Here is a 20484-nt window from a genome sequence, read left to right on the forward strand (position 1 = left end):
ACCCCCAACCCCTCCCCTGAAGGGGAGGGGCGAAAGAGAAAGAATGCCCGACCTCAAGAAGATCCTTTCCGCCACTCGCCCGCTCACGCTCTCGGGCGCGCCCACCGGTTTCCTGCCCTGGATGCTGGCCGATCTCGCCCGCGCGGGGAGCATCGCGGTGTTCATCGCGCCCGACGAGGCAGCGATGCGCGCGGTGGCCTCGACCGCCCCCTATTTCGCTCCCGAGCTCGACATCCTCAGCTATCCGGCTTGGGACTGCCTGCCCTATGACCGCGCCAGCCCGACCCTACGCGTCATGTCCGAGCGGCTGGCGACCTTGCACGCACTTCAGATCAAATCTGAGAAGCCCCGGCTAATCGTCACCACGGTCAACGCGGCAACCCAGCGCACCCTCACCCCCTTCCGCATCCGCCAGCTCGTCGCGCGGCTCGCGCCGGGCGAGCGCATCGGCCTCGACAAGCTGACTGCGCTGCTTCAGGCCAATGGCTATGTCCGCGTCGACACGGTCAACGACGCGGGCGAATTCGCCGTACGCGGCGGCCTCGTCGACCTCTTCCCCAGCGGCGCCGAACAGGCATTGCGCCTCGACTTCTTCGGCGACGAGATCGAATCGGTCCGCACCTTCTCGCCCGAGGACCAGCGCACCACCGGCCGCGTCGACGGCTTCACGCTGCTCCCCGCCTCCGAGGCATTGCTCGACGAAGAATCGATCAAGCGCTTCCGCGGTCGCTATCGCGAGACGTTCGGCGCCAACGCCACCGGCGACCCGCTCTATCAGGCGATCAGCGACGGCCGCCGCCTCGCCGGCATGGAGCATTGGCTGCCGCTGTTCGAGGAGCGGCTCGACACGCTCTTCGCGCATCTTCCCGACGAGACGGTGATCGTCCGCGATTCCGCGACCAGCGGCGCGGCCGAGCAGCGCTTCGAGGCGATCGCCGACTATCAGCAGAACCGCGTCCGCGCCGAATCGACCGCGCCCGGCAGCTATCGCCCGCTCGCGGCCGACGCGCTGTATCTGTCGCCCGACGAATGGAGCAAGGCGCTCGACCACGGCCCGGTGCACGTCGCCACACCGTTCCACGAGCCCGAAAGCGCGACCGTGCTCGATTTCCTCGTCGACGGCCCGCGCGATTTCGCCCCCGAGCGCGCCGCGGGCGGCAATGTCTACGAAGCCGTCGTCGCGCACCTCGCCAAGGTGCGCAAGGACGGCCGCAAGCCGGTGCTCGCGAGCTATTCGAACGGCGCCCGCGAGCGCCTCGCCGGACTGCTCGGCGATCATGGCCTCAAGGGTGCGCGAAACGCCGAGGGCTGGCAGGAAGCGCTCGGCGTGGCGGACAAGGGCATCGCGCTCGTCGTGCTGCCGCTCGACCACGGCTTTACCGCCCCCGACGTCGCGGTGCTCACCGAGCAGGACATGCTCGGCGACCGGCTCGTCCGCCGGGCCAAGCGCCGCAAGAATACCGACGCCTTCCTCCAGGAGCTCGCTACGCTCTCGCCGGGCGACCTCGTCGTCCATATCGAGCACGGCATCGGCCGTTATGAAGGCCTGACCCAGATCCCGGTACAGAAGGCGCCACACGATTGCGTCGCGCTTTCCTATGCCGGCGGCGACAAGCTCTACGTGCCCGTCGAGAATCTCGAGGTGCTGAGTCGCTACGGCGCCGGCGAGGAAGGTGCGGCGCTCGACCGGCTCGGCGGCGAGGCATGGCAGCGCCGCAAGTCCAAGATGAAGGAGCGCATCCGCGAGATCGCGGGCGACCTCATCGCCACTGCCGCCAAGCGCGCGACGCGTCCCGCCGAAGTCGCCGAGCCCGATCATGGCGGCTATCCCGCCTTTGTCGATCGCTTCCCCTATGAGGAAACCGACGACCAGGACCGCGCGATCAACGACGTGCTCGGCGATCTTGCCGCCGGCCGCCCGATGGACCGGCTCATCGTCGGCGATGTCGGCTTCGGCAAGACCGAGGTCGCGCTGCGCGCCGCTTTCGTCGCGGCGATGGCCGGGATGCAGGTCGCCGTGGTCTGCCCGACCACCCTTCTCGCGCGCCAGCACCACCGCAACTTCGTCGAGCGCTTCCAGGGCTTCCCGATCGAGGTCGGCCGCCTGTCGCGCCTCGTCCCCGCCGCCGAGGCCAAGGCGACCAAGGAAGGCCTTGCCGAGGGCAAGATCGATGTCGTGGTCGGCACCCATGCGATACTTTCCAAGACGATCGACTTCAAGCGGCTGGGCCTCGTGATCGTCGACGAGGAGCAGCGCTTCGGCGTCACCCACAAGGAACAGCTCAAGGCGATGAAGGCGGACGTCCACGTCCTGACCCTCACCGCCACCCCGATCCCGCGCACGCTCCAGATGGCGATGTCGGGCCTGCGCGAGCTCTCGGTGATCCAGACTCCGCCGGTCGACCGCCTGGCGGTGCGCACCTATGTGATGCCCTGGGACCCGGTGGTGCTGCGCGAGGCGCTGCTGCGCGAGCATTATCGCGGCGGCCAGGCCTATTTCGTCACGCCGCGCATCTCGGACCTTCCGGATATCGAGAAGTTTCTGCGCGAGGACATGCCCGAGATCACTTATGTCGTTGCGCACGGCCAGATGGCGCCGACCGAGGTCGAAGAGCGGATGTCCGCCTTCTACGATCGCCGCTACGACCTGCTCGTCTCGACTACGATCATCGAGAGCGGCCTCGACATCCCCTCGGCAAACACGCTGATCGTCAATCGTGCCGACAAGTTCGGCCTCGCCCAGCTCTACCAGATCCGCGGGCGCGTCGGCCGCTCGAAGACGCGCGCCTATGCCTATATGACTACGCCGCCCGAGCGGCAGATGACCGAGGCGGCGAGCAAGCGGCTGAAGGTGCTCTCCGACCTCGAATCGCTCGGCGCAGGCTTTCAGCTCGCCAGCCACGATCTCGACATCCGCGGCGCGGGCAATTTGCTCGGCGACGAGCAATCGGGGCACATCAAGGAAGTCGGCTACGAACTATACCAGTCGATGCTCGAAGAGACGATCCTCGACGCCAAGGCCGGCGGGCTGCGCGACGACCTGCGCCCCAAGAACCTCAGCCCGCAGATCACGGTCGACGCGCCGATCATGATCCCCGAGGATTATGTCCCGGATCTCGACCTGCGCATGGGGCTGTACCGCCGTCTCAACGACGTCGACGACCGCGCGGGCATCGATGCCTTCGCCGCCGAGATGATCGACCGGTTCGGCAAGCTGCCCGAGGCGACCGAGAATCTGATCACGCTGATCGAAGCCAAGCTCAACGCCAAGGCCGCGTGCATCGCCAAGATCGACGTCGGCCCCAAGGGTGCGCTGGTCACCTTCCACGAGGACAAGTTTCCCAACGTCCCCGGCCTGCTCGCTTATGTCGACAAGCTCGGCGAGACGGCGCGGCTGCGCCCCGACATGAAGCTGGTCATCAACCGCGCCTGGGCCAATCCCAAGGCCCGTCTGCACGGCGCGCTGCAATTGTCGCGCGGATTGGCCAAGGCCGCGGGGTAAAACCTGGCAACCGTTCGTGTTGAGCTTGTCGAAGCACCATCGCTCCCCGCGCGATAGAAGAACAGCCCTTCGACAAGCTCAGGGCGAACGGTGGTGATGTGAGGCTCAGATACGCTGGTCGAGCACGATCTCCACCGCTTCCTCGTCCTCCAGCGCCTCCGCATCGAACTTCTCGCGGGTCATGTCGAATGCGCCGGTCAGCCCTTCGACGATCCAGCTGCCCATCACCAGCGTGCCGTCGGCATCGACCGCGCCCGAATAGCGCACCGTGTGCGTCCAGCCGCCGCTGCCGTCATATTGCTTGGTGAAGCGCAGGCTCGCGCCGTCGCGCCGGCCGCTGACGGTCGCGCGGCGGATCTGACCGCCCGCCTCGTCGGGCTCGGTGATCGTGCCGGTCACTGCGCCGCTCGTCTCCTCGAGCAACGCGATGAAGCCGTTGTCCTCATAGCCATGGTCGGCGGCATAGCGGCCGTACCAGACCCCGGTCACATCCCGCGGATCGCTCATCCCTGCACCAGGTTCGCGAGTGCCGGCACGTCGAGCGGCTCGGCGCAGAGATAGCCCTGGAAATACTGGCAGCCTTCCTTGGCGAGCAGGTCGAGCTGCGCGTCGGTCTCGACGCCCTCGGCCACCACCGCCAGCCCGAGCGACCGCGCCATATCGATCACGCCGCGGACCACCACTCGGTCGCGATGCGCGCCGGTGATGTCGTGGCTCAGGCGCTTGTCGATCTTAAGATAGTCGAGCGGCAGTGCCTTGAGATAGGCGAGGCTCGAATAGCCCGTCCCGAAATCGTCTATTGCCACGCGGCATCCGGCTGCGCGCAGCAGCGACAGCAGTCGCGCCGCTTCGGTCAGGTCGGCCATGATACCGCTCTCGGTGATTTCCACGGTCAACCGCGCCCGCGGAAACCCGCTAGCATCGACCCGTCCTAGGAGACTATCGGCAAAGCCAGCGCGCGCCACATCGCTCGCGGTGACGTTGATCGACAGCCGCAGCCGCGCCAGCTTCGACGGCCATTGCGCCGCCGCGGTCAAGGCACGGCGCTGGACATGGTCGCTGAGCTGCATCTCGAGCCCGGCGCGCTGCGCGGCGAGGAACAGCGTTTCGGCGCCGATCTCGCCCAGTTGCGGGTGCTGCCAGCGCGCCAGCGCCTCCACGCCGATGATCTGCCCCGACGCGATCGCCACCTGCGGCTGGAAGCGCACCCCGATCTCGCTGCGTTCGAGTGCGCGGTGCAGGTCATTGGCCAATTCTTCGATCGGCGGTGCGTTGGGCTCGGCCGGCACGGCGTCGCCAAGCAGCGCCTCGCTCGCCCGGCGCAACAGGCTCGCCGCCGAATCGCCCGGCACACTGGCCGTGCTCGCCATCTTCGCGCCGAGATGCGCGATTTCGCCCCCCGCGACGAACGGCCGGCTGATCGCGTCCTCGAGCCGCGCCTCGGCTTCGGCGAGCTGCGTGCCGGTCGCGCCCGGGCTCGCGACGAGGAATTCGGAGCCGCCGATCCGCGCGACGATCGCCTCGCGACCCAAGGTCTCGCGCGCGACCTCGGCCACGCGCCGCGACACGCCGCGCAGCAATGCGTCGCCCGCCTCGCGGCCATAGGCCGTGTTGACTGTCTCGAAGCGGCTCAGTGCGATCAGGACCGCGCCGATCGTCTCGCCCTCGGCGAGCTGCCGGTCGATCCAGCGTCGCGCGCTGGTCGCGTCGCGCGCGCCGGTCAGCGCATCGCGCACCGCAACGCTGGCGTCCGGCGCCACCCCAAGCGCCTCGACCAGCGCGTGCAGCGAGCCGCTCTGCGGGTCATATTGCAGGTGCTGGACCACACGCCCCACCCCGGCGAGGTCGTGCGCGAACGCCGTCGAGCCGTGGTCGCGGCCGAGCCGGCGCAACGCGGTCTTGACGAGGTCGCGGTCCTCGTCCCCCAGCCGCCGCATCACCGATAGCAGCCCCGGCGCCTCGCTCAGCCCGAGCAGATTGGCGAGGCCCGGCGTCAGCTGGAGCGAGCGCATCTCGGGATCGAACCGCCAGCCGAGCGGCTCGGCCGCGCCATTGCTTTGCCCGCGCGACTGCGCCAGCCGCTCGACATGCCGGTGCGCGAAGCGGATCGCATGCGCCATCGCCGCCGACGACATCGGGCTGCCGAGGAAGTGCGTCGCGCCGGCGTCGTAGAAGTGGCGCATGTGCACCGTATCGCTTTGCGAGACGAGGATCAGGATCGCCCCGCCATGCGCCTCGATCGCCTTGCTCAGCGCGCGGGTCGCGTCGAGCCCCTCGCTCATCGCGCCGCGCGCATCGATCACCGCGACGCTCGCGCCGCTGGCGAGGAAGCGCTGCTCCAGCCCGTCCGGCCGCCGTGCGGCAACCACGCGCCAGCCGCCGCCGGCGGCCGCCGCGGCCACTTCGTCGCGCTGACGGAAGGACAGCACGAACACCGGAATATCGGTTGCGGCGGTGGCGTCGGCGATCGAGAAATTATCATCCATTCCCCCCTCGATAGCGGGAACCGGCGCGCGCCGCCATCCGAAGGGTTGTTTGGCCGCGCGCAAGGCCTTAACCCCCCAACATGGCCAGCGCCCCCGTCCCGACCGCCGACAGACTGGTGGACCGCCATGGCCGGGCGATCCGCTATCTGCGCATCTCGGTCACCGATCGCTGCGACCTGCGCTGCCGCTATTGCATGGCCGAGGCGATGACCTTCCTGCCGCGCGCCGAATTGCTGAGCCTCGAAGAGATCGCATTGATCGCCGAGCGCTTCATCGCGCGCGGGGTACGCAAGATCCGCCTCACCGGCGGCGAGCCGCTGGTCCGCCGCGACATGATCGATCTTGCCCGGCGGCTCGGCCGACAGGTCGGCACGGGGCTCGACGAGCTCACTCTCACCACCAACGCCACCCGCCTCGCCGCGCATGCCGAGGATCTGTTCGCCGCCGGCATGCGCCGGATCAATGTCAGCCTCGACAGCCGCGATCCCGCGACCTTCCGCCACATCACCCGCCATGGCGACGTGACCCAGGTGCTGGACGGCATCGCGGTGGCCAAGGCGGCGGGGCTGCGGATCAAGATCAACATGGTTGCGCTCAAGGGGCTCAACGAGGGCGAGATCGCCCCGATGCTCGCCTGGGCCGCCGACCAGGGCCACGACCTCACGTTGATCGAAACGATGCCGCTCGGCCGGATCGACGAGGACCGTGTCGATCGCTTCCTGCCGCTTCCGCCCGTGCTCGCCGACCTCCGCGACCGCTTCGATCTCGTCCCCGACACGCACCAGACCGGCGGCCCCGCGCGCTATTGGCAGCTGGCAGGAACCGACACGCGGCTCGGCCTGATCTCGCCGCTCACCGGCAATTTCTGCGCGACCTGCAACCGCGTCCGCCTGTCGACCGACGGCAAGCTCCACATGTGCCTCGGCCACGAGGATTCGGTCGATCTGCGCGAAGCGATCCGTACCCGCGGGCTGGCCGAAGTCGATGTCCAGATAGACCGAGCGCTCGATCTGAAGCCTGAGCGCCATGATTTTCGCATCGCCGCCGGCGCTGTGCCCGCGGTCGCCCGCCATATGAGCGTCACCGGCGGATGACGCTGCGCGCGCTCGTCGCCTCGCCGACGCCGCCCGCGCAAGCCGCGGCCGAGGAACTGCATCGCGCCTATGACTGGGTACCGCTCGATCAGGCCGACGAGGTCGTCGCGCTGGGCGGCGACGGGTTCATGCTCCAGACGCTCCACGCGATGCTCGAGCGCCGCCGGATCGTCCCCGTGTTCGGGATGAACCTTGGCACCATCGGCTTCCTGATGAACGACTGGCGGCTCGAACGGCTCGACGAGCGGCTTGGGCGCGCCAAGCCGTTCCGCGTCTCGCCGCTCAGCATGACCGCGACGACGATCAGCGGCGAGCAATGCGTGCTGCCCGCGATCAACGAAGTCTCGCTGCTGCGCGAAACCCGCCAGACGGCCAAGCTCGAAGTCACAGTCAACGACCGCGTCGTGCTAGAAGAGCTCGTGGCCGACGGCATGCTCGTTGCTACCCCCGCCGGATCGACCGCCTACAACCTCTCCGCCAACGGCCCGATCCTGCCGCTGGGCTCGGCGCTGCTCGCGCTCACCCCGATCAGCCCATTCCGCCCGCGGCGCTGGCGCGGCGCGATCCTGCCCGAGAAAACCCGGATCGGCATCCGTGTCCTCGAGGCCGACAAGCGCCCAGTCAGCGCGGTCGCCGACCAGCGCGAGATTCGCGAAGTCGCGCGCGTCGACGTCGCGATCGACCATATGCGCGACCTCACCTTGCTGTTCGATCCCGAGCACGCGCTCGACGACCGCATAACGATGGAACAATTCATCGCCTGACCCGCTTGCATTGCAAATTTCACGAGCTATAGACGCGCCCTCGGCTTGTTCCCTGATAGCTCAGCGGTAGAGCTCTCGACTGTTAATCGAGCGGCCGTAGGTTCGAATCCTACTCAGGGAGCCAGCCGCCGGACCCAGTGCCGGTGGCGAGGCAGCACAGCCGGGAAGCCGCTATTCCCTGATAGCTCAGCGGTAGAGCTCTCGACTGTTAATCGAGCGGCCGTAGGTTCGAATCCTACTCAGGGAGCCACTTCCTTCATGCGGCAAGCGACCCACATCCTCGGCGTCGACACCAACGGCCAGGGCCTCATCGAGATTACGCGCGACGTCGTCGGCTGGGTTTCCGGCGAGGGTTTCGACCAGGGCCTGCTCACCCTGTTCTGCCGGCACACCTCCGCATCGCTGCTCATCCAAGAAAACGCGGCGCCAGAGGTCCGCACCGATCTGCAGGCATGGGTCGCGCGCCTCGCGCCTGAGAGCGCGGACTATGCCCACGATGACGAGGGTCCCGATGACATGCCCGCGCACCTGCGCGCCGCGCTCACGGGCATCCATCTCTCGATTCCACTGATCGCCGGCAGTCTCGCGCTTGGCACCTGGCAGGGCATCTACCTGTTCGAGCACCGCCGCCGGCCACACCGGCGCCAGGTCGCGCTGCATCTCATCGGGGAATGAAGGTCTACGGCGCGCGCCGGCGATGCTCGGTGAACGCGAAATTGTCGCGAATATGCCGGTTGAAATAGCTTCCCTTCGAGAATGCCTCGCCCATCGCCTTCGCAATCTCGGGCGGCACCTCATGATAGCTGTACACACGGCCACTGACGAACGTGACATCGAGCCGGCACTCGGCTTCGTCATAGTTCCAGCGGCGGATCACGCTCGACGGCATGCCTTCTGAACGCACGGCGAGTCGCGGCGTTGCGCTCGGCCCTCGCCCCTGCGATGTTCGGTCGATGAGCGATCTCGACGCCTTCATCTCCGGCCTGCCCAAGGCCGAGCTCCACCTCCATATCGAAGGCAGCCTCGAGCCCGAACAGATGTTCGAATTCGCCCGGCGCAACGATGTGGCCATTCCCTATGCGTCGGTCGAGGAAGTGCGCGCCGCCTACGCCTTCTCGAACCTGCAGGACTTCCTCGACATCTATTATGCCGGCGCCGACGTGCTGCGCACCGAAGACGATTTCCGCGATTTGGCGCTCGCTTATTTCGATCGCGCTGCGGCCGATGGCGTGGTCCATGCCGAGATTTTCTTCGATCCCCAGACGCACACGCATCGCGGCGTTCCGTTCGGGGTGGTCGCCAACGGCCTGCTCGCCGGCATGGCCGCGGCGGAGGCGAAGCACGGCCTCACCTCCAAGCTGATCCTCTGCTTCCTGCGCCATCTCGACGAGGAAGACGCCTTCCACACGCTCGAACAGGCGCAGCCCTGGATCGACCAGATCGCTGGCGTCGGGCTCGATTCGTCCGAAGTCGGCCATCCGCCCGCCAAGTTCGAGCGCGTCTTCGCCGCCGCCGCCGCGATGGGCCTCAAGCGTGTCGCGCATGCCGGCGAGGAAGGTCCGCCGGACTATGTCTATGAAGCGCTCGACCTGCTCCATGTCGACCGGCTCGACCATGGCAATCGCAGCCTCGAGGACCCGGCGCTGGTCGCCCGCCTGGCGCGTTCGGGGATGACGCTCACCGTCTGCCCGCTGTCGAACGTCAAGCTCTGCAACGTCGCGTCGATCGACGTGCATCCGATCGACCGAATGCTGCGGCTCGGACTGCGCGCGACGGTCAATTCGGACGATCCGGCCTATTTCGGCGGCTATGTTGGCGACAATTTCCGCGCGATCGCGCAGGGCCGCGCGCTCGACCGGGATGACCTCGTCACCCTGGCGCGCAACAGCTTTCTCGGCTCGTTCCTGACCGACGACGACGTTGCAAGGCACCTCGCCCGGCTCGACGCCTATGTCGAGGCGCAGGCGTGAGCGAGACCGTCTTCACGCCCTACACGCATGAAGAGATGGTCGCCGGGGTGACGGCGCTCGCGGCGGCAATGGAGACCGAAGGCTGGCGGCCGTCGCTGCTCGTCGGGGTCGGCCGTGGCGGGCTCGCGCCTGCCGTGTATCTGTCGCACCGCATGGACCTGCCGCTGGTATCGATCGATCACTCGGCACGGATCGCATCGTTCGGCCCGGCGCTGATCGCCGTCCTGGCCGAGCGCGCCCGCGCAGGCGACCATCTCTTGTTCGTCGAGGACATCAACGACAGCGGCAAGACAATCGGCGAGATTCGCGCCGCACTTGCCGCGCTCGGCGCGGTCGACACCAATATCCGTTTCGCCGTATTGCTCGACAATCGCCTTTCCAGCCAGCGCGTCGACTATCGCGCCCGCACGATAGACCGCAGCGTGGACAAGGACTGGTTCGTCTTCCCCTGGGAAGCGATGGCATCGCGTGCGAAGATCGCCGAGGAAGCCATGGAAGTTCCGGAGCGAATCGGCTGACGCGTTCAGGCTCCGTCAATCGCCGCTGGCGCACGATTCATCGCGCAATCGTGCGGAGCCTTTCACATCCCGCGCGCGTTCGAACTGACGATCGGCATCCCCGCCCCTCGCCATAACTACCGGAGGAACCATGCTAAAAGGCATAACCAGGCGCTCGCGCATCACGGCGCTGGCCGCGGCCCTAGCGGGCAGTGCCGCGCTCGCAGGCTGCATGACCGCGACGCCCTATCAACCCGCCACTGCGTCGTCGCGCGCTGGCTTCTCGGACGAGCAGATCGAAAGCAACCGCTTCCGCGTCAGCTTCTCGGGCAACAGCCTCACTGCGCGCGAGACGGTCGAGCGCTATCTGCTGTACCGGGCAGCCGAACTGACCGTGCAGCGCGGCTTCGATCACTTCATCCTGGTCACCCGCGATACCGAGACCCGCACCGACACCTATCGCACGCCGGGCGCGTTCGGCGGCGGTTTCTACGGCGGCGGCCCCTGGGGCTATTGGAGCCCGTCGTGGCGCTTCTATCGCGGGTCGCGCTGGGGCTGGCGCAGCTACAATCCGTTCTGGGACGATCCGTTCTGGAACGACCGCGACTGGGATTATCGCACCGTTCGCCAATATGAGGCGACTGCCGAGATCGTCACCGGCCGCGGCCCCAAGCCGACCGACAATGTCCGCGCCTTCGACGCACGCGAAGTGCTCGACCGCCTGGGCCCGTCGATCAAGATGCCCGAAACGCGGTAACTTCCAAACTCCTCCCCGGGCTGCGCTCGGGGAGGAGCTCCTAGCCTCAAGCCGTCAGTGCGCCGTGGCAGTGCTTGTACTTGCGGCCCGATCCGCACGGGCACGGCGCGTTGCGGCTGACCAGCCCTTCCCATTCACTCGGATCGGTGCCGAGATTTTCGCCTGAAGGCTGCGGAATTCCCATCTGCGGCAGCTGGTTGAACACCATTCCCGCCGCACCCGCGTCATAATCGCCGCTGTCGTCGACCCCGGTCAACGGGTCGATGTGCGTGGTCAGGAAGTCGGGCAGTTCGGGCAGGTCGGGCGGCGGGGCCATGCGGAACTGCGCGAAGGCGAGCGTCCGGGTCACGTCCTCGCGGATGTTCGCCAGCATCCGCTCGAACATCGCGAACGCCTCGTGCTTATATTCGTTGATCGGCGTCTTCTGCGCATAGGCACGCAGGTGGACGACCTGGCGCAGCGCGTCGAGCATCGCCAGATGCTCCTTCCAATGATGATCGAGATTCTGCAGCAGGATCGACTTCTCGATCTGCGTCCAGGTCTCGGGATCGAGCTCGTCGGACTTGGTGGTAACCACCGCATCGGCCAGTTCGCGAACGCGCTCCTCGACCTGCTCCGGGTCGATCCCGTCCTCGGCGGCGATCCAGCTCTCGACAGGCGCGTCGACACCAAGCGTCGAGGAGAGCTTCTCCTTGAGCCCCGCCACATCCCATTGCTCCGGATAGCTGTTGGGCGGGCACGCCTCGCCGACGATCGAATTGACCGTCTCGAGCCGCATGTCGGCGACGACCTCGCCCACCGTGTCGGCATCCATGATGTCGGCGCGCTGCTCGTAGATGACCTTGCGCTGGTCGTTCATCACGTCGTCATATTCGACGACCTGCTTGCGGATGTCGTAGTTGCGCGCCTCGACCTTGCGCTGCGCGGTTTCGATCGCCTTGGACAGCCACTTGCTGCCGATCGCCTCGCCATCCTCGATATTGTTGCGCATCATCTTGGCGAACAAGGTGTTCGAGCCGAAGATGCGCAGCAAGTCATCGTCGAGGCTGAGGTAGAAGCGCGACAGGCCCGGATCGCCTTGGCGGCCGGAGCGGCCGCGCAGCTGGTTGTCGATGCGGCGGCTCTCGTGGCGCTCGGTGCCGAGCACGAACAGCCCGCCGGCTTCGCGCACACGCGCCTTCTCGGCCTGGATCTCGGCCTTGATCTGCTCGATCGCGGCGTCGCGCTGCGGGCCTTCCTCCACGCCTTCGAGCTCGTCATGGATACGGAATTCGAGATTGCCGCCCAGCTGGATGTCGGTGCCGCGGCCGGCCATGTTGGTGGCGATCGTCACTGCGCCGAGCCGGCCGGCCTGGGCGACGATGCCCGCCTCCATCTCGTGATGCCGCGCATTGAGCACCGAATGCTCGACGCCCTCCTTCTTGAGGAATTCGGAGAGCAATTCGCTCTTCTCGATCGACACGGTGCCGACCAGCACCGGCTGGCCCTTGGCGGCATGTTCGCGGATCTTCTTGGCGATCGCCGCGAACTTCTCTTCGGTGGTCTTGTAGAACTCGTCTTCCTCGTCGACGCGGCGCACCGGCAGGTTGGTCGGGATGGTGACCACGTTCATCTTGTAGATGTCGAAGAATTCGGGCGCCTCGGTCGCCGCGGTGCCGGTCATGCCTGCAAGCTTGGGGTACATGCGGAAATAGTTCTGGAAGGTGATGCTCGCGAGCGTCTGGTTTTCGGGCTCGATCTGGACGCCTTCCTTGGCTTCGACCGCCTGATGCAACCCCTCCGACCAGCGCCGGCCGTCCATCATGCGGCCGGTGAACTCGTCGATAATGACGACCTTGCCGTCCTTCACGATGTAGTCGATGTCACGCTTGAACATCACGTTGGCGCGCAGCGCCTGGTTGAGGTGGTGGACCACCTGGGTGTTCTCGAAATCGTAGAGATTGGCGCCCTGGAGCAGCCCGGCCGCCTCGAGCATCCGCTCGACCTTTTCGGTGCCGTCCTCGGTGAGCACGACGGTGCGCTGCTTCTCGTCCTTCTCGTAATCGACGGGGACGAGCTGCTTCACGATTCCGTCGACGCCCATATAAAGCTCGCTGCGGTCGTCGGTCGGCCCCGAGATGATCAGCGGCGTGCGCGCCTCATCGATCAGCACCGAGTCGACCTCGTCGACGATCGCCATCGCGAACGGCCGCTGGACCATCGAGGCGCGGTCGTACTTCATGTTGTCGCGCAGGTAATCGAAGCCGAACTCGTTGTTGGTGCCGTAGGTGATGTCGGCATTGTACGCGTCGCGGCGTTCCTGATCGCTGAGGTTCGGGATGATCACCCCGGTGGTCAGGCCGAGGAAGCCGTAGACCTGCGCCATCCATTCAGCGTCGCGCTTGGCGAGATAGTCGTTGACGGTGATGACGTGGACGCCCTCGCCCGGCAGCGCGTTGAGATAGGTCGCGAGCGTCGCGACGAGCGTCTTGCCTTCACCGGTGCGCATCTCGGCGATCTCGCCGCGATGAAGCACGATGCCGCCGATCATCTGGACGTCGTAATGGCGCTGGCCGAGCGTCCGCTTGGCCGCCTCGCGCACCGTGGCAAACGCCTCCGGAAGGATGCTGTCGAGCTTCTCGCCGTTCGCCAGCCGCTCGCGGAACAGCACCGTCTGGTTGGCGAGGGTGGCGTCGTCCATCGCCGAAATGGCGGGTTCGAACGCATTGATCTTCTGGACGATCGCGCCGAGCGACTTGACGTAGCGTTCGTTCGAAGAACCGAAAATGGTCTTGGCAAGGCCGCCGAGCATGGGAGTTCCTGTCGTATTCTGATGTTGGTCAGGCGGGCACGGCATGGCCGGCGCCCGCATCGATGTGCAAAGCAAGGGCGCGCGCTGCGTCGGCGCGCCGTTCCCGGCGCGCTATTCGAGACGGCGCTCGAACGGCAGATAGGCAGCCGGCAGCGCTGCTGCATGCGCCTGCGGATAAAGCGGCTGCGCGATCGCGATGCGCGCGGCGTGCCCCGTCGTCGGCAGAGCGCGCCGGGCCGGATCGACCGCAGCCTGCACCGATTCCGCCGCACGAACCACCGCCACGTCCTGCGCCTGCCGCACCGCGCGCTCGCCCGCACCGGCACCGGTCAGGCTCGCGAACAGCGCGGTAAGGAGAAGCAGCAGGTTCAATTCGGCTCTCTTCGTGCAGGAGGCAGCGACATAGTGTGCCACCCGCCATTCGTCTAATCAAAATGCTTGGGACGCGAGACAGCTTCGCTAAGAATTCACTCGCCTTGGAGTGCCGAGGCGAGGCAGCGTCGCATCGAATCGATTGGCTCGGATGACACGAGGAAGCAATTTTTCGCCCGAAGCGCCGGGTTTGCGACTGCGACGCTACCGCGACACCGACGCCTCACCTGTGCTCTTCCAACGCGACACTTCGAGCGGGAAAGCACCAGTAACGCGCCGACGCGGTGCGATAGCTGCGGCAGCAGAGATGGACTATTTCTTCCGCGAGACCGCGATCTCGAAGGTGCCGGCGCTTCGCTGGGGTTTGCCCTCCGCCGTCGTGCGCGGCACCATCTTGTCCGTCAGCTCGGCACATGAATCGGGGAGCATCGCCGCCATCCATCCTTCCTCGCCCGTGGGCAAGAAATTGCAGTTTTCGATGTCGCCTGCTTCGCTCACCTCAAACCGCACTTTGACGTGCGCCCTGATGACTTGCCCCGGATCACGATAATCGAGCTGCGGTTCCGGCAGGCCGTCGAAGTGCATCGCCGCCTCGATGGTGATGGGGTGGTCGCCTGGCATCCAGCCCACCCCCCGCAACATGTCGGGCGGAAGCTGGCCGCGGAAACTGTCGCAAGGCGGGCCCACCTGGGCCGGTATCAATCCGCTCGAACGATCTTCGCACGACAGGACACGCCCCTCCATGGAGACCGTGATCACCGCGGCGCTGCGCCAGTTCGCCACAGGCACGGGCTCGGCCTTCGGGATCTCCCAGCGAAAGCGCGTGCTCCAGCTCGAAGCGATTGCCTTGCCGCTGCCGTCGATTGCGGGGGTGAACCGAGCGCGCCTCAACAGCAGCGCACATGTGGCATCATCGAGAGCAGCCGCTCCGGACGAATGGATAATGGTGCATCCAGTAACCGTGCCCGCGCTGTCGATCGAGAGCCGGACGCCGACGGGACCGGACTGGTTGGCGCGCAGTGCGGCGGGGGGATAGTCGTCTGGCGTGACCCAGGAGCCCGGATTGCCCGCCGGCTGTACCGCCCTGGCGGAGGTTTCCTGCCCGGTGGGGAAAGCCGCAAGCTTGGAACCGAGATACGCCGCCGCTATCGCCAAAATCATTGATCTTTGCCGCCTGCTGCCCGAAGCAGCCGCACCCTATCAGCAGGTCTCGCCATGTCCACCGAACGCTCCCCACTCGCCCTTGCCTTTCCCGCCCTCCCGGCCATCGCGGGCGTGACGCCGCGTGTCGCGCGGGCGCGCTACAAGAATTGGGACCGCTGCGACCTTACTTTCGTCACCCTCGACGAGGGCACCAGCGTGGCCGGCGTGCTGACCAACAGCAAGTGCCCGTCGCCCGAAGTCGAATGGTGTCGCAAGGCGCTGGTTCTCGGCAGGGCGCGCGCGCTGGTGGTCAATGCCGGCAATTCGAATGCCTTCACCGGAAATCGCGGCCGTGCAGCGGTCGAGGCGATTGCCGCGCGTGCCGCGGCGCATCTCGGCTGCGAGCCTTCGGACGTGTTCGTGTCGTCCACCGGGGTGATCGGCGTGCCGCTGCCGATCGACAGGGCCGAAGCCGGGCTCGACACCGCCTTCACTGCCGAACCTTGCGATTGGGAAGACGCCGCCGCGACGATCATGACCACCGACACATTCGCCAAGGGAGCGATGACGACCGCGGTGGTCGATGGCCGCACGGTCAACCTGATCGGGATCATCAAGGGCTCGGGGATGATCGCGCCCGATATGGCGACGATGCTCGGCTTCGTCTTCACCGATGCGGCGGTCGCGCCCGAATTCCTGCAGCTTGCGCTCGCCGACGCCAACCGCAGGACCTTCTCGTGCATTACGGTCGACGGCGACACCTCGACAAGCGACACGATCCTCGCCTTCGCCACGGGCAAGGCGGGCAATGCAGTCCTTGCCGACGAGGACGGTGACGGCGCCGATGCGTTCCGCGCCGCGCTCGCCGACCTATGCCACCAGCTCGCGTTGCTCGTCGTGCGCGATGGCGAAGGGGCGCAGAAGCTTATCGAAATCACTGTCGAAGGCGCCGAGAGCGATCGCAGCGCACACCGCATCGCGATGTCGATCGCCAATTCTCCCTTGGTCAAGACCGCGATCGCCGGCGAGGACGCCAATTGGGGCCGGGTCGTGATGGCGGTCGGCAAGGCCGGCGAGCCCGCCGAGCGCGACAAGCTCGCGATCCGCTTCGGCGCCACCCAGGTGGCCCGTGACGGCCTTGCGGTCGAAGGCTATGACGAGGCGCCTGTCGCCGCGCACCTCAAGGGCCGCGAGATCGAGATCGGCGTCGATCTCGGACTAGGTGATGGCCGCGCGACCGTGTGGACCTGCGATCTCACCCACGGCTATATATCGATCAACGCCGACTATCGGAGCTGACGATGGAAGGCGGTTGCCTGTGCGGCGCGGTGCGCTACCGGCTAGCTTCCCCGCCTTACGACGCGGGGTGGTGCCATTGCCGCACCTGTCAGCGCAATTCGGGCAGCCCGGCCATGGCCTTCGCAACCGTGCCGATCGGCGATTTCGTCTTCACCCAGGGCGCCGAGCGGGTCGGCAGGGTCGCATCGAGCGATTTCGGCCATCGGCGCTTCTGCACCCGCTGCGGCACGCCATTGCTGATGCAGGTCGATCACCAGCCCGAGACGGTGGATTTCAGCATCGCCACGCTCGACGCGCCCGACGCCGTGACGCCGGGCTTCCACATCTTCTATGCCGAGCGGATCGCCTGGGCCGAAGCCGGCGACGATCTCCCCCGCCACGATCGCTTCCGCCCGGACACGCGCGGGCTGACGGACATGTAGCGGCTAAAGACCGGCCCCCGCCGCCATCCGCAAAGCGGGCACAGGCTCCGCCTGCCGCACCGCTTCGCCGACCAGGATCAACGTCGGCTTGCCCTCGGTCACTGCCTGCACCGCAAGCGGCAGCAGATCGAGCCGCGTGCGCAGGCAGCGCTCGCTCGGCAGGCTGACGTCGCAGGCGACCAGGACCGGCGTCTTGGGATCGAGCCCCTGCGTGATAAGGTTGCGGCTGATGTCGGCGGCGGCCGAGCGCCCCATGTAGAATGCCGTCGTGGACCCCGGATCGGCGAGTTGCGCCCAGTCGAGCACGAGTGGCTCGCCGGCGCGGGCATGCGCCGTGACGAACTGCACGCGCCGCGCCATCCCGCGCAGCGACAGCGAAATTCCCGCCGACGCTGCTACCGCGCTGGCCGCGGTGACGCCCGGGCAGATCCGCGCCCGCACGCCGACCGCGGCCAGCGTGGCTGCTTCCTCCGCCGAGCGCCCGAACATCGACGGATCACCACCCTTCAGCCGCACCACGCGCTCCCCGGCCAATGCCGCCTTGACGAGAAGCGCGTTGATCGAATCCTGGTCCTTCGAATGCCGGCCCGAGCGCTTGCCGACCGCCACCATGCGAACCTGCGCGGGAATCAGCGCGAGCACGCCTTCGCTCACCAATGCGTCGTGAAACACCACGCTCGCCGCGCGCAGCAGCTGCTCGGCCTTGCGCGTCAGCAGGTCGGGATCGCCCGGCCCCGCCCCGACCAGCCATACCTCGCCCGGTTCGATCTCAGCCATTGGCCGCGCTCCTGTTCTGCTCGATCAACCGCCGGATCGCCGGGCGGCACGAGCCGCAATTGGTTCCGGCCGACAGCGCCGCGCCGACCGCCTCGACGCTGGTCAGCTGCTGCGACACGACCGCCTGGACGATCGTCTTGAGCCCCACATCGAAGCACAGGCACACGATCGGTCCGCGATCCTCACGCGCGCCCGGGGCGGCGCCAGCGAGTACCGCCGGGCTGGCCGCTTCGCCGATCTGCGCGATCAACCAGTCTCGCGCCGGCAGCAGCCCCTCACGGGTTACGAACAAGGCGGCGGTGAGCCTGCCTTCCTGCAGCACCGCGAGCCGCCGCGAACCGCGCGCATGGTCGACCGCCTCGATGCGCTCGCCCTTGGGAAGCAGTGCATCGAGCAGAGCCGGATCGCCCTCGCCGGCAAGCTCGTAGAGCACGCCGCCCGGCACGCGCACCCGCGTCGCCCATAGGCAGTCGGGCTGGCCCGACTCGCCTGAAGCGAGCAGGAACCCGCGCCACGCCACCGCGATCGGCGCGATCGCGGCGGGGGTCGCTTTGAACCCAGGCTGCCCCGAATGCGGGTCGACCAGCGGCCGCGGCAACAGGCCGGTGCGCCCGCCGGTCGATTGCTGGTCGGTCCAGTGGATCGGGGTGAACAGCTCACCGCGGCGTTGGCCGGCGCTGATCGTCACGCGGAACAGGCTCGCGCCCTGCGGCGTCGACACGCGGGCGAGACCGCGATCGGCGAGACCCAGCGCGGCGGCATCGTCGGGATGAACCTCGACCAAGGGCTCGTCGCGATGTCGCGCGAGCTTCGGACTGAGGCCGGTCCGCGTCATCGTGTGCCAATGGTCGCGATAGCGTCCGGTATTCAGCGTCAGCGGCCATTTGTGAAGCGGGTCGTGCAGCGCCGTCTGCTGTACTGGTACCAGCCGCGCCTTGCCCTCAGGCGTGGGAAACCGACCGTCGGCGAAGGCATCGCCGCCCCAGCGGAACGGGGTGAGATCGTCATAAGCCTGGTTGCCGATGGCGACGTGGCCCGGTAGCGCGAACAGCCGCTCGCCGCCATTCTGATAGGTCGACAGCCGGGCATGCTCGCGGAAGATGTCGGCGGGCCGGTCATACGCAAAGGCCGTTCGCCAGCCCATCCTCTGCGCGACCCGGCTGACGATCCACCAATCCGGCTTCGCCTCGCCGGGCAGGTCGAGCACCGCGCGCTGGCGGCTGATCCGCCGCTCCGAATTGGTCACCGTGCCGTCCTTCTCGCCCCAGGCGGCAGCCGGCAGGCGGACATGCGCGAACTTGCTGGTATCGGTTTCGGCGATCACGTCGGACACCACCACGAACGGGCACGCCGCCAGCGCCTCGCGCACGCGGCCGGCATCCGGCATCGACACCGCCGGGTTGGTCGCCATCACCCAGAGCGCCTTGATCCGCCCCTCGCCTACAGCGCGGAACAGGTCGACTGCCTTGAGCCCCGGCCGGCACGCCACGGCCGGCGCCGCCCAGAAGCGCTGCACGCGTGCGACATTCTCCGGCGCGAAATCCATGTGCGCCGCCAGCGTCGAGGCGAGGCCGCCGACCTCGCGGCCGCCCATCGCGTTGGGCTGGCCGGTGATCGAGAAAGGCGCCGCGCCGGGCTTGCCGATCCGGCCAGTGGCGAGATGCACGTTGACGATCGCGTTGACCTGGTCGGTGCCGCGCAACGACTGGTTCACGCCCTGGCTGAACAGCGTGACGGTACGCGGGTGCGCCGCGAACAGCTCGAAGAAGCGCCTGAGGTCGGCGGGCGGAAGGTCGCATGCCTTCGCCACCGACCACAGGTCGCTCCCCTCTCCAACCTTGTCCCAAAAGTCGTCGGATACGCTGACGCTGCGGGACAGGTAAGCCTCGTCAATCAGTCCGTTGGTGCGGCAATGCGCGAGCAGCCCGTTCATCAGCGCAACGTCGCTGCCGGGGCGCAGCGGCAGATGCAGGTCGGCTTCCTCGGCGGTCTCGGTGCGGCGCGGATCGATCACCACCAGCTTGGCGCCGGCATCGCAGCGCGCGCGGATGCGCTGATAGACCACGGGATGGCACCAGGCGGTGTTCGACCCGACCAGCACGACCAGGTCGGCCGCGTCAAGGTCATCGTACGACGCCGGCACCACGTCCTCGCCGAACGCGCGCAGGTGCCCCGAGACGGCGCTCGACATGCACAGCCGCGAATTGGTGTCGATGTTCGCCGAGCCGACAAAGCCCTTCATCAGCTTGTTGGCGACGTAATAATCCTCGGTGAGCAGCTGGCCCGAGACATAGAAGGCGACGCTGTCCGGCCCATGCTCGGCGATCGTCTGCTGGAAGCGCTTCGCGACGAGGTCGAGCGCCTTGTCCCAGCTCGCGCGGCGCTTGCCGATCATCGGATGGAGCAGCCGGCCTTCGAGCCCGACGGTCTCGCCGAGATGCGTTCCCTTGGAGCAGAGGCGGCCGTGATTGGCGGGGTGCTCGGGATCGCCCTGGATGTCGACCGCGCGTTCGCCGGTGCGGGTGGCTAGAATGCCGCACCCGACGCCGCAATAAGCGCAGGTGGTGCGGACTTCCACTAGCCCCTCCCCTTTAGGGGAGGGGTTGGGGT

General features: G+C 67.3%; 17 protein-coding genes and 2 tRNA genes. 11 read left to right on the forward strand and 8 right to left on the reverse strand.

Annotated elements, in window-relative coordinates:
• Positions 1–43: 43 nt before the first annotated feature.
• A complete protein-coding gene (mfd, locus tag AC3WJI_RS19460) occupies positions 44–3502 on the forward strand; it encodes a transcription-repair coupling factor (protein ID WP_492758954.1) in 3459 nt (1152 codons plus the stop codon).
• A gap of 105 nt (positions 3503–3607) precedes the next feature.
• Here the strand turns inward: mfd and AC3WJI_RS19465 are convergent, their stop codons facing one another.
• Both AC3WJI_RS19465 and AC3WJI_RS19470 read right to left on the reverse strand, forming a co-directional pair.
• Positions 3608–4009: a hypothetical protein gene (locus AC3WJI_RS19465; protein ID WP_492758955.1), complete on the reverse strand. Its 402-nt coding sequence runs from the start codon at positions 4007–4009 to the stop codon at positions 3608–3610.
• The gene (locus tag AC3WJI_RS19470; RefSeq protein WP_492758956.1) at positions 4006–5988 is read right to left on the reverse strand and encodes a putative bifunctional diguanylate cyclase/phosphodiesterase; all 1983 of its coding nucleotides are present in this window, start codon (positions 5986–5988) and stop codon (positions 4006–4008) included. Before AC3WJI_RS19470 ends, AC3WJI_RS19465 begins: the two co-directional genes overlap by 4 nt.
• An 80-nt stretch (positions 5989–6068) precedes the next feature.
• On the opposite strand from AC3WJI_RS19470, the gene moaA reads away from it, so the two are divergent.
• The 5 genes from moaA to AC3WJI_RS19495 all read left to right on the forward strand — a co-directional run bounded on the left by moaA (position 6069) and on the right by AC3WJI_RS19495 (position 8521).
• Complete coding sequence (gene moaA / locus AC3WJI_RS19475; RefSeq protein ID WP_492758957.1) at positions 6069–7082, forward strand: GTP 3',8-cyclase MoaA; 1014 nt, start codon at positions 6069–6071, stop codon at positions 7080–7082.
• Positions 7079–7846 (forward strand): NAD kinase, encoded by a 768-nt coding sequence (locus AC3WJI_RS19480; protein WP_492758958.1) that lies wholly within the window; start codon positions 7079–7081, stop codon positions 7844–7846. The genes moaA and AC3WJI_RS19480 overlap by 4 nt, the downstream gene beginning before the upstream one ends.
• A gap of 49 nt (positions 7847–7895) precedes the next feature.
• Positions 7896–7970: transfer RNA gene (locus tag AC3WJI_RS19485), tRNA-Asn, on the forward strand.
• A gap of 51 nt (positions 7971–8021) precedes the next feature.
• A tRNA-Asn gene (locus tag AC3WJI_RS19490) sits at positions 8022–8096 on the forward strand.
• Positions 8097–8104: 8 nt separating this feature from the next.
• A complete protein-coding gene (locus AC3WJI_RS19495; protein WP_492758959.1) occupies positions 8105–8521 on the forward strand; it encodes a secondary thiamine-phosphate synthase enzyme YjbQ in 417 nt (138 codons plus the stop codon).
• A 4-nt stretch (positions 8522–8525) separates the two neighbouring features.
• Here AC3WJI_RS19495 and AC3WJI_RS19500 read toward each other — a convergent pair whose 3' ends face one another.
• Positions 8526–8735 (reverse strand): KTSC domain-containing protein, encoded by a 210-nt coding sequence (locus AC3WJI_RS19500; RefSeq protein WP_492758960.1) that lies wholly within the window; start codon positions 8733–8735, stop codon positions 8526–8528.
• A gap of 64 nt (positions 8736–8799) precedes the next feature.
• Between AC3WJI_RS19500 and AC3WJI_RS19505 the strand changes: the two genes are divergently transcribed.
• The 3 genes from AC3WJI_RS19505 to AC3WJI_RS19515 all read left to right on the forward strand — a co-directional run bounded on the left by AC3WJI_RS19505 (position 8800) and on the right by AC3WJI_RS19515 (position 11070).
• Positions 8800–9816, forward strand: a complete 1017-nt coding sequence (locus AC3WJI_RS19505; RefSeq protein WP_492758961.1) for an adenosine deaminase — start codon at positions 8800–8802, stop codon at positions 9814–9816.
• Positions 9813–10334 (forward strand): phosphoribosyltransferase, encoded by a 522-nt coding sequence (locus AC3WJI_RS19510; RefSeq protein ID WP_492758962.1) that lies wholly within the window; start codon positions 9813–9815, stop codon positions 10332–10334. Before AC3WJI_RS19505 ends, AC3WJI_RS19510 begins: the two co-directional genes overlap by 4 nt.
• Before the next feature lie 130 nt (positions 10335–10464).
• Positions 10465–11070 carry a CC0125/CC1285 family lipoprotein gene (locus tag AC3WJI_RS19515; protein ID WP_492758963.1) on the forward strand — a complete coding sequence of 202 codons (606 nt, stop codon included), beginning with the start codon at positions 10465–10467 and terminating at the stop codon, positions 11068–11070.
• Positions 11071–11116: 46 nt separating this feature from the next.
• On the opposite strand, the gene secA is transcribed toward AC3WJI_RS19515, so the two are convergent.
• The 3 genes from secA to AC3WJI_RS19530 form a co-directional block, all read right to left on the reverse strand.
• Entirely contained in the window at positions 11117–13861 is a 2745-nt protein-coding gene (gene secA / locus AC3WJI_RS19520) for a preprotein translocase subunit SecA (protein ID WP_492758964.1), read from the reverse strand.
• 111 nt (positions 13862–13972) lie between these two features.
• A complete protein-coding gene (locus AC3WJI_RS19525; protein WP_492758965.1) occupies positions 13973–14233 on the reverse strand; it encodes a hypothetical protein in 261 nt (86 codons plus the stop codon).
• A 312-nt stretch (positions 14234–14545) separates the two neighbouring features.
• Positions 14546–15394: an energy transducer TonB gene (locus AC3WJI_RS19530; RefSeq protein WP_492758966.1), complete on the reverse strand. Its 849-nt coding sequence runs from the start codon at positions 15392–15394 to the stop codon at positions 14546–14548.
• Positions 15395–15448: 54 nt separating this feature from the next.
• Here AC3WJI_RS19530 and argJ point away from each other — a divergent pair, with 54 nt between their 5' ends.
• Complete coding sequence (gene argJ, locus AC3WJI_RS19535; protein WP_492758967.1) at positions 15449–16675, forward strand: bifunctional glutamate N-acetyltransferase/amino-acid acetyltransferase ArgJ; 1227 nt, start codon at positions 15449–15451, stop codon at positions 16673–16675.
• 2 nt (positions 16676–16677) lie between these two features.
• On the forward strand, positions 16678–17097 hold the full coding sequence (locus tag AC3WJI_RS19540) for a GFA family protein (protein WP_492758968.1): 420 nt from the start codon (positions 16678–16680) through the stop codon (positions 17095–17097).
• Between the two features lie 3 nt (positions 17098–17100).
• On the opposite strand, the gene cobA is transcribed toward AC3WJI_RS19540, so the two are convergent.
• Both cobA and AC3WJI_RS19550 read right to left on the reverse strand, forming a co-directional pair.
• Positions 17101–17874 (reverse strand): uroporphyrinogen-III C-methyltransferase, encoded by a 774-nt coding sequence (cobA, locus tag AC3WJI_RS19545; RefSeq protein WP_492758969.1) that lies wholly within the window; start codon positions 17872–17874, stop codon positions 17101–17103.
• Positions 17867–20452: a molybdopterin-dependent oxidoreductase gene (locus AC3WJI_RS19550; protein WP_492758970.1), complete on the reverse strand. Its 2586-nt coding sequence runs from the start codon at positions 20450–20452 to the stop codon at positions 17867–17869. The genes cobA and AC3WJI_RS19550 overlap by 8 nt, the downstream gene beginning before the upstream one ends.
• Between the last annotated feature and the right edge of the window lie 32 nt (positions 20453–20484).

This window comes from Sphingomonas sp. FW306-1B-B10E (assembly GCF_058782005.1).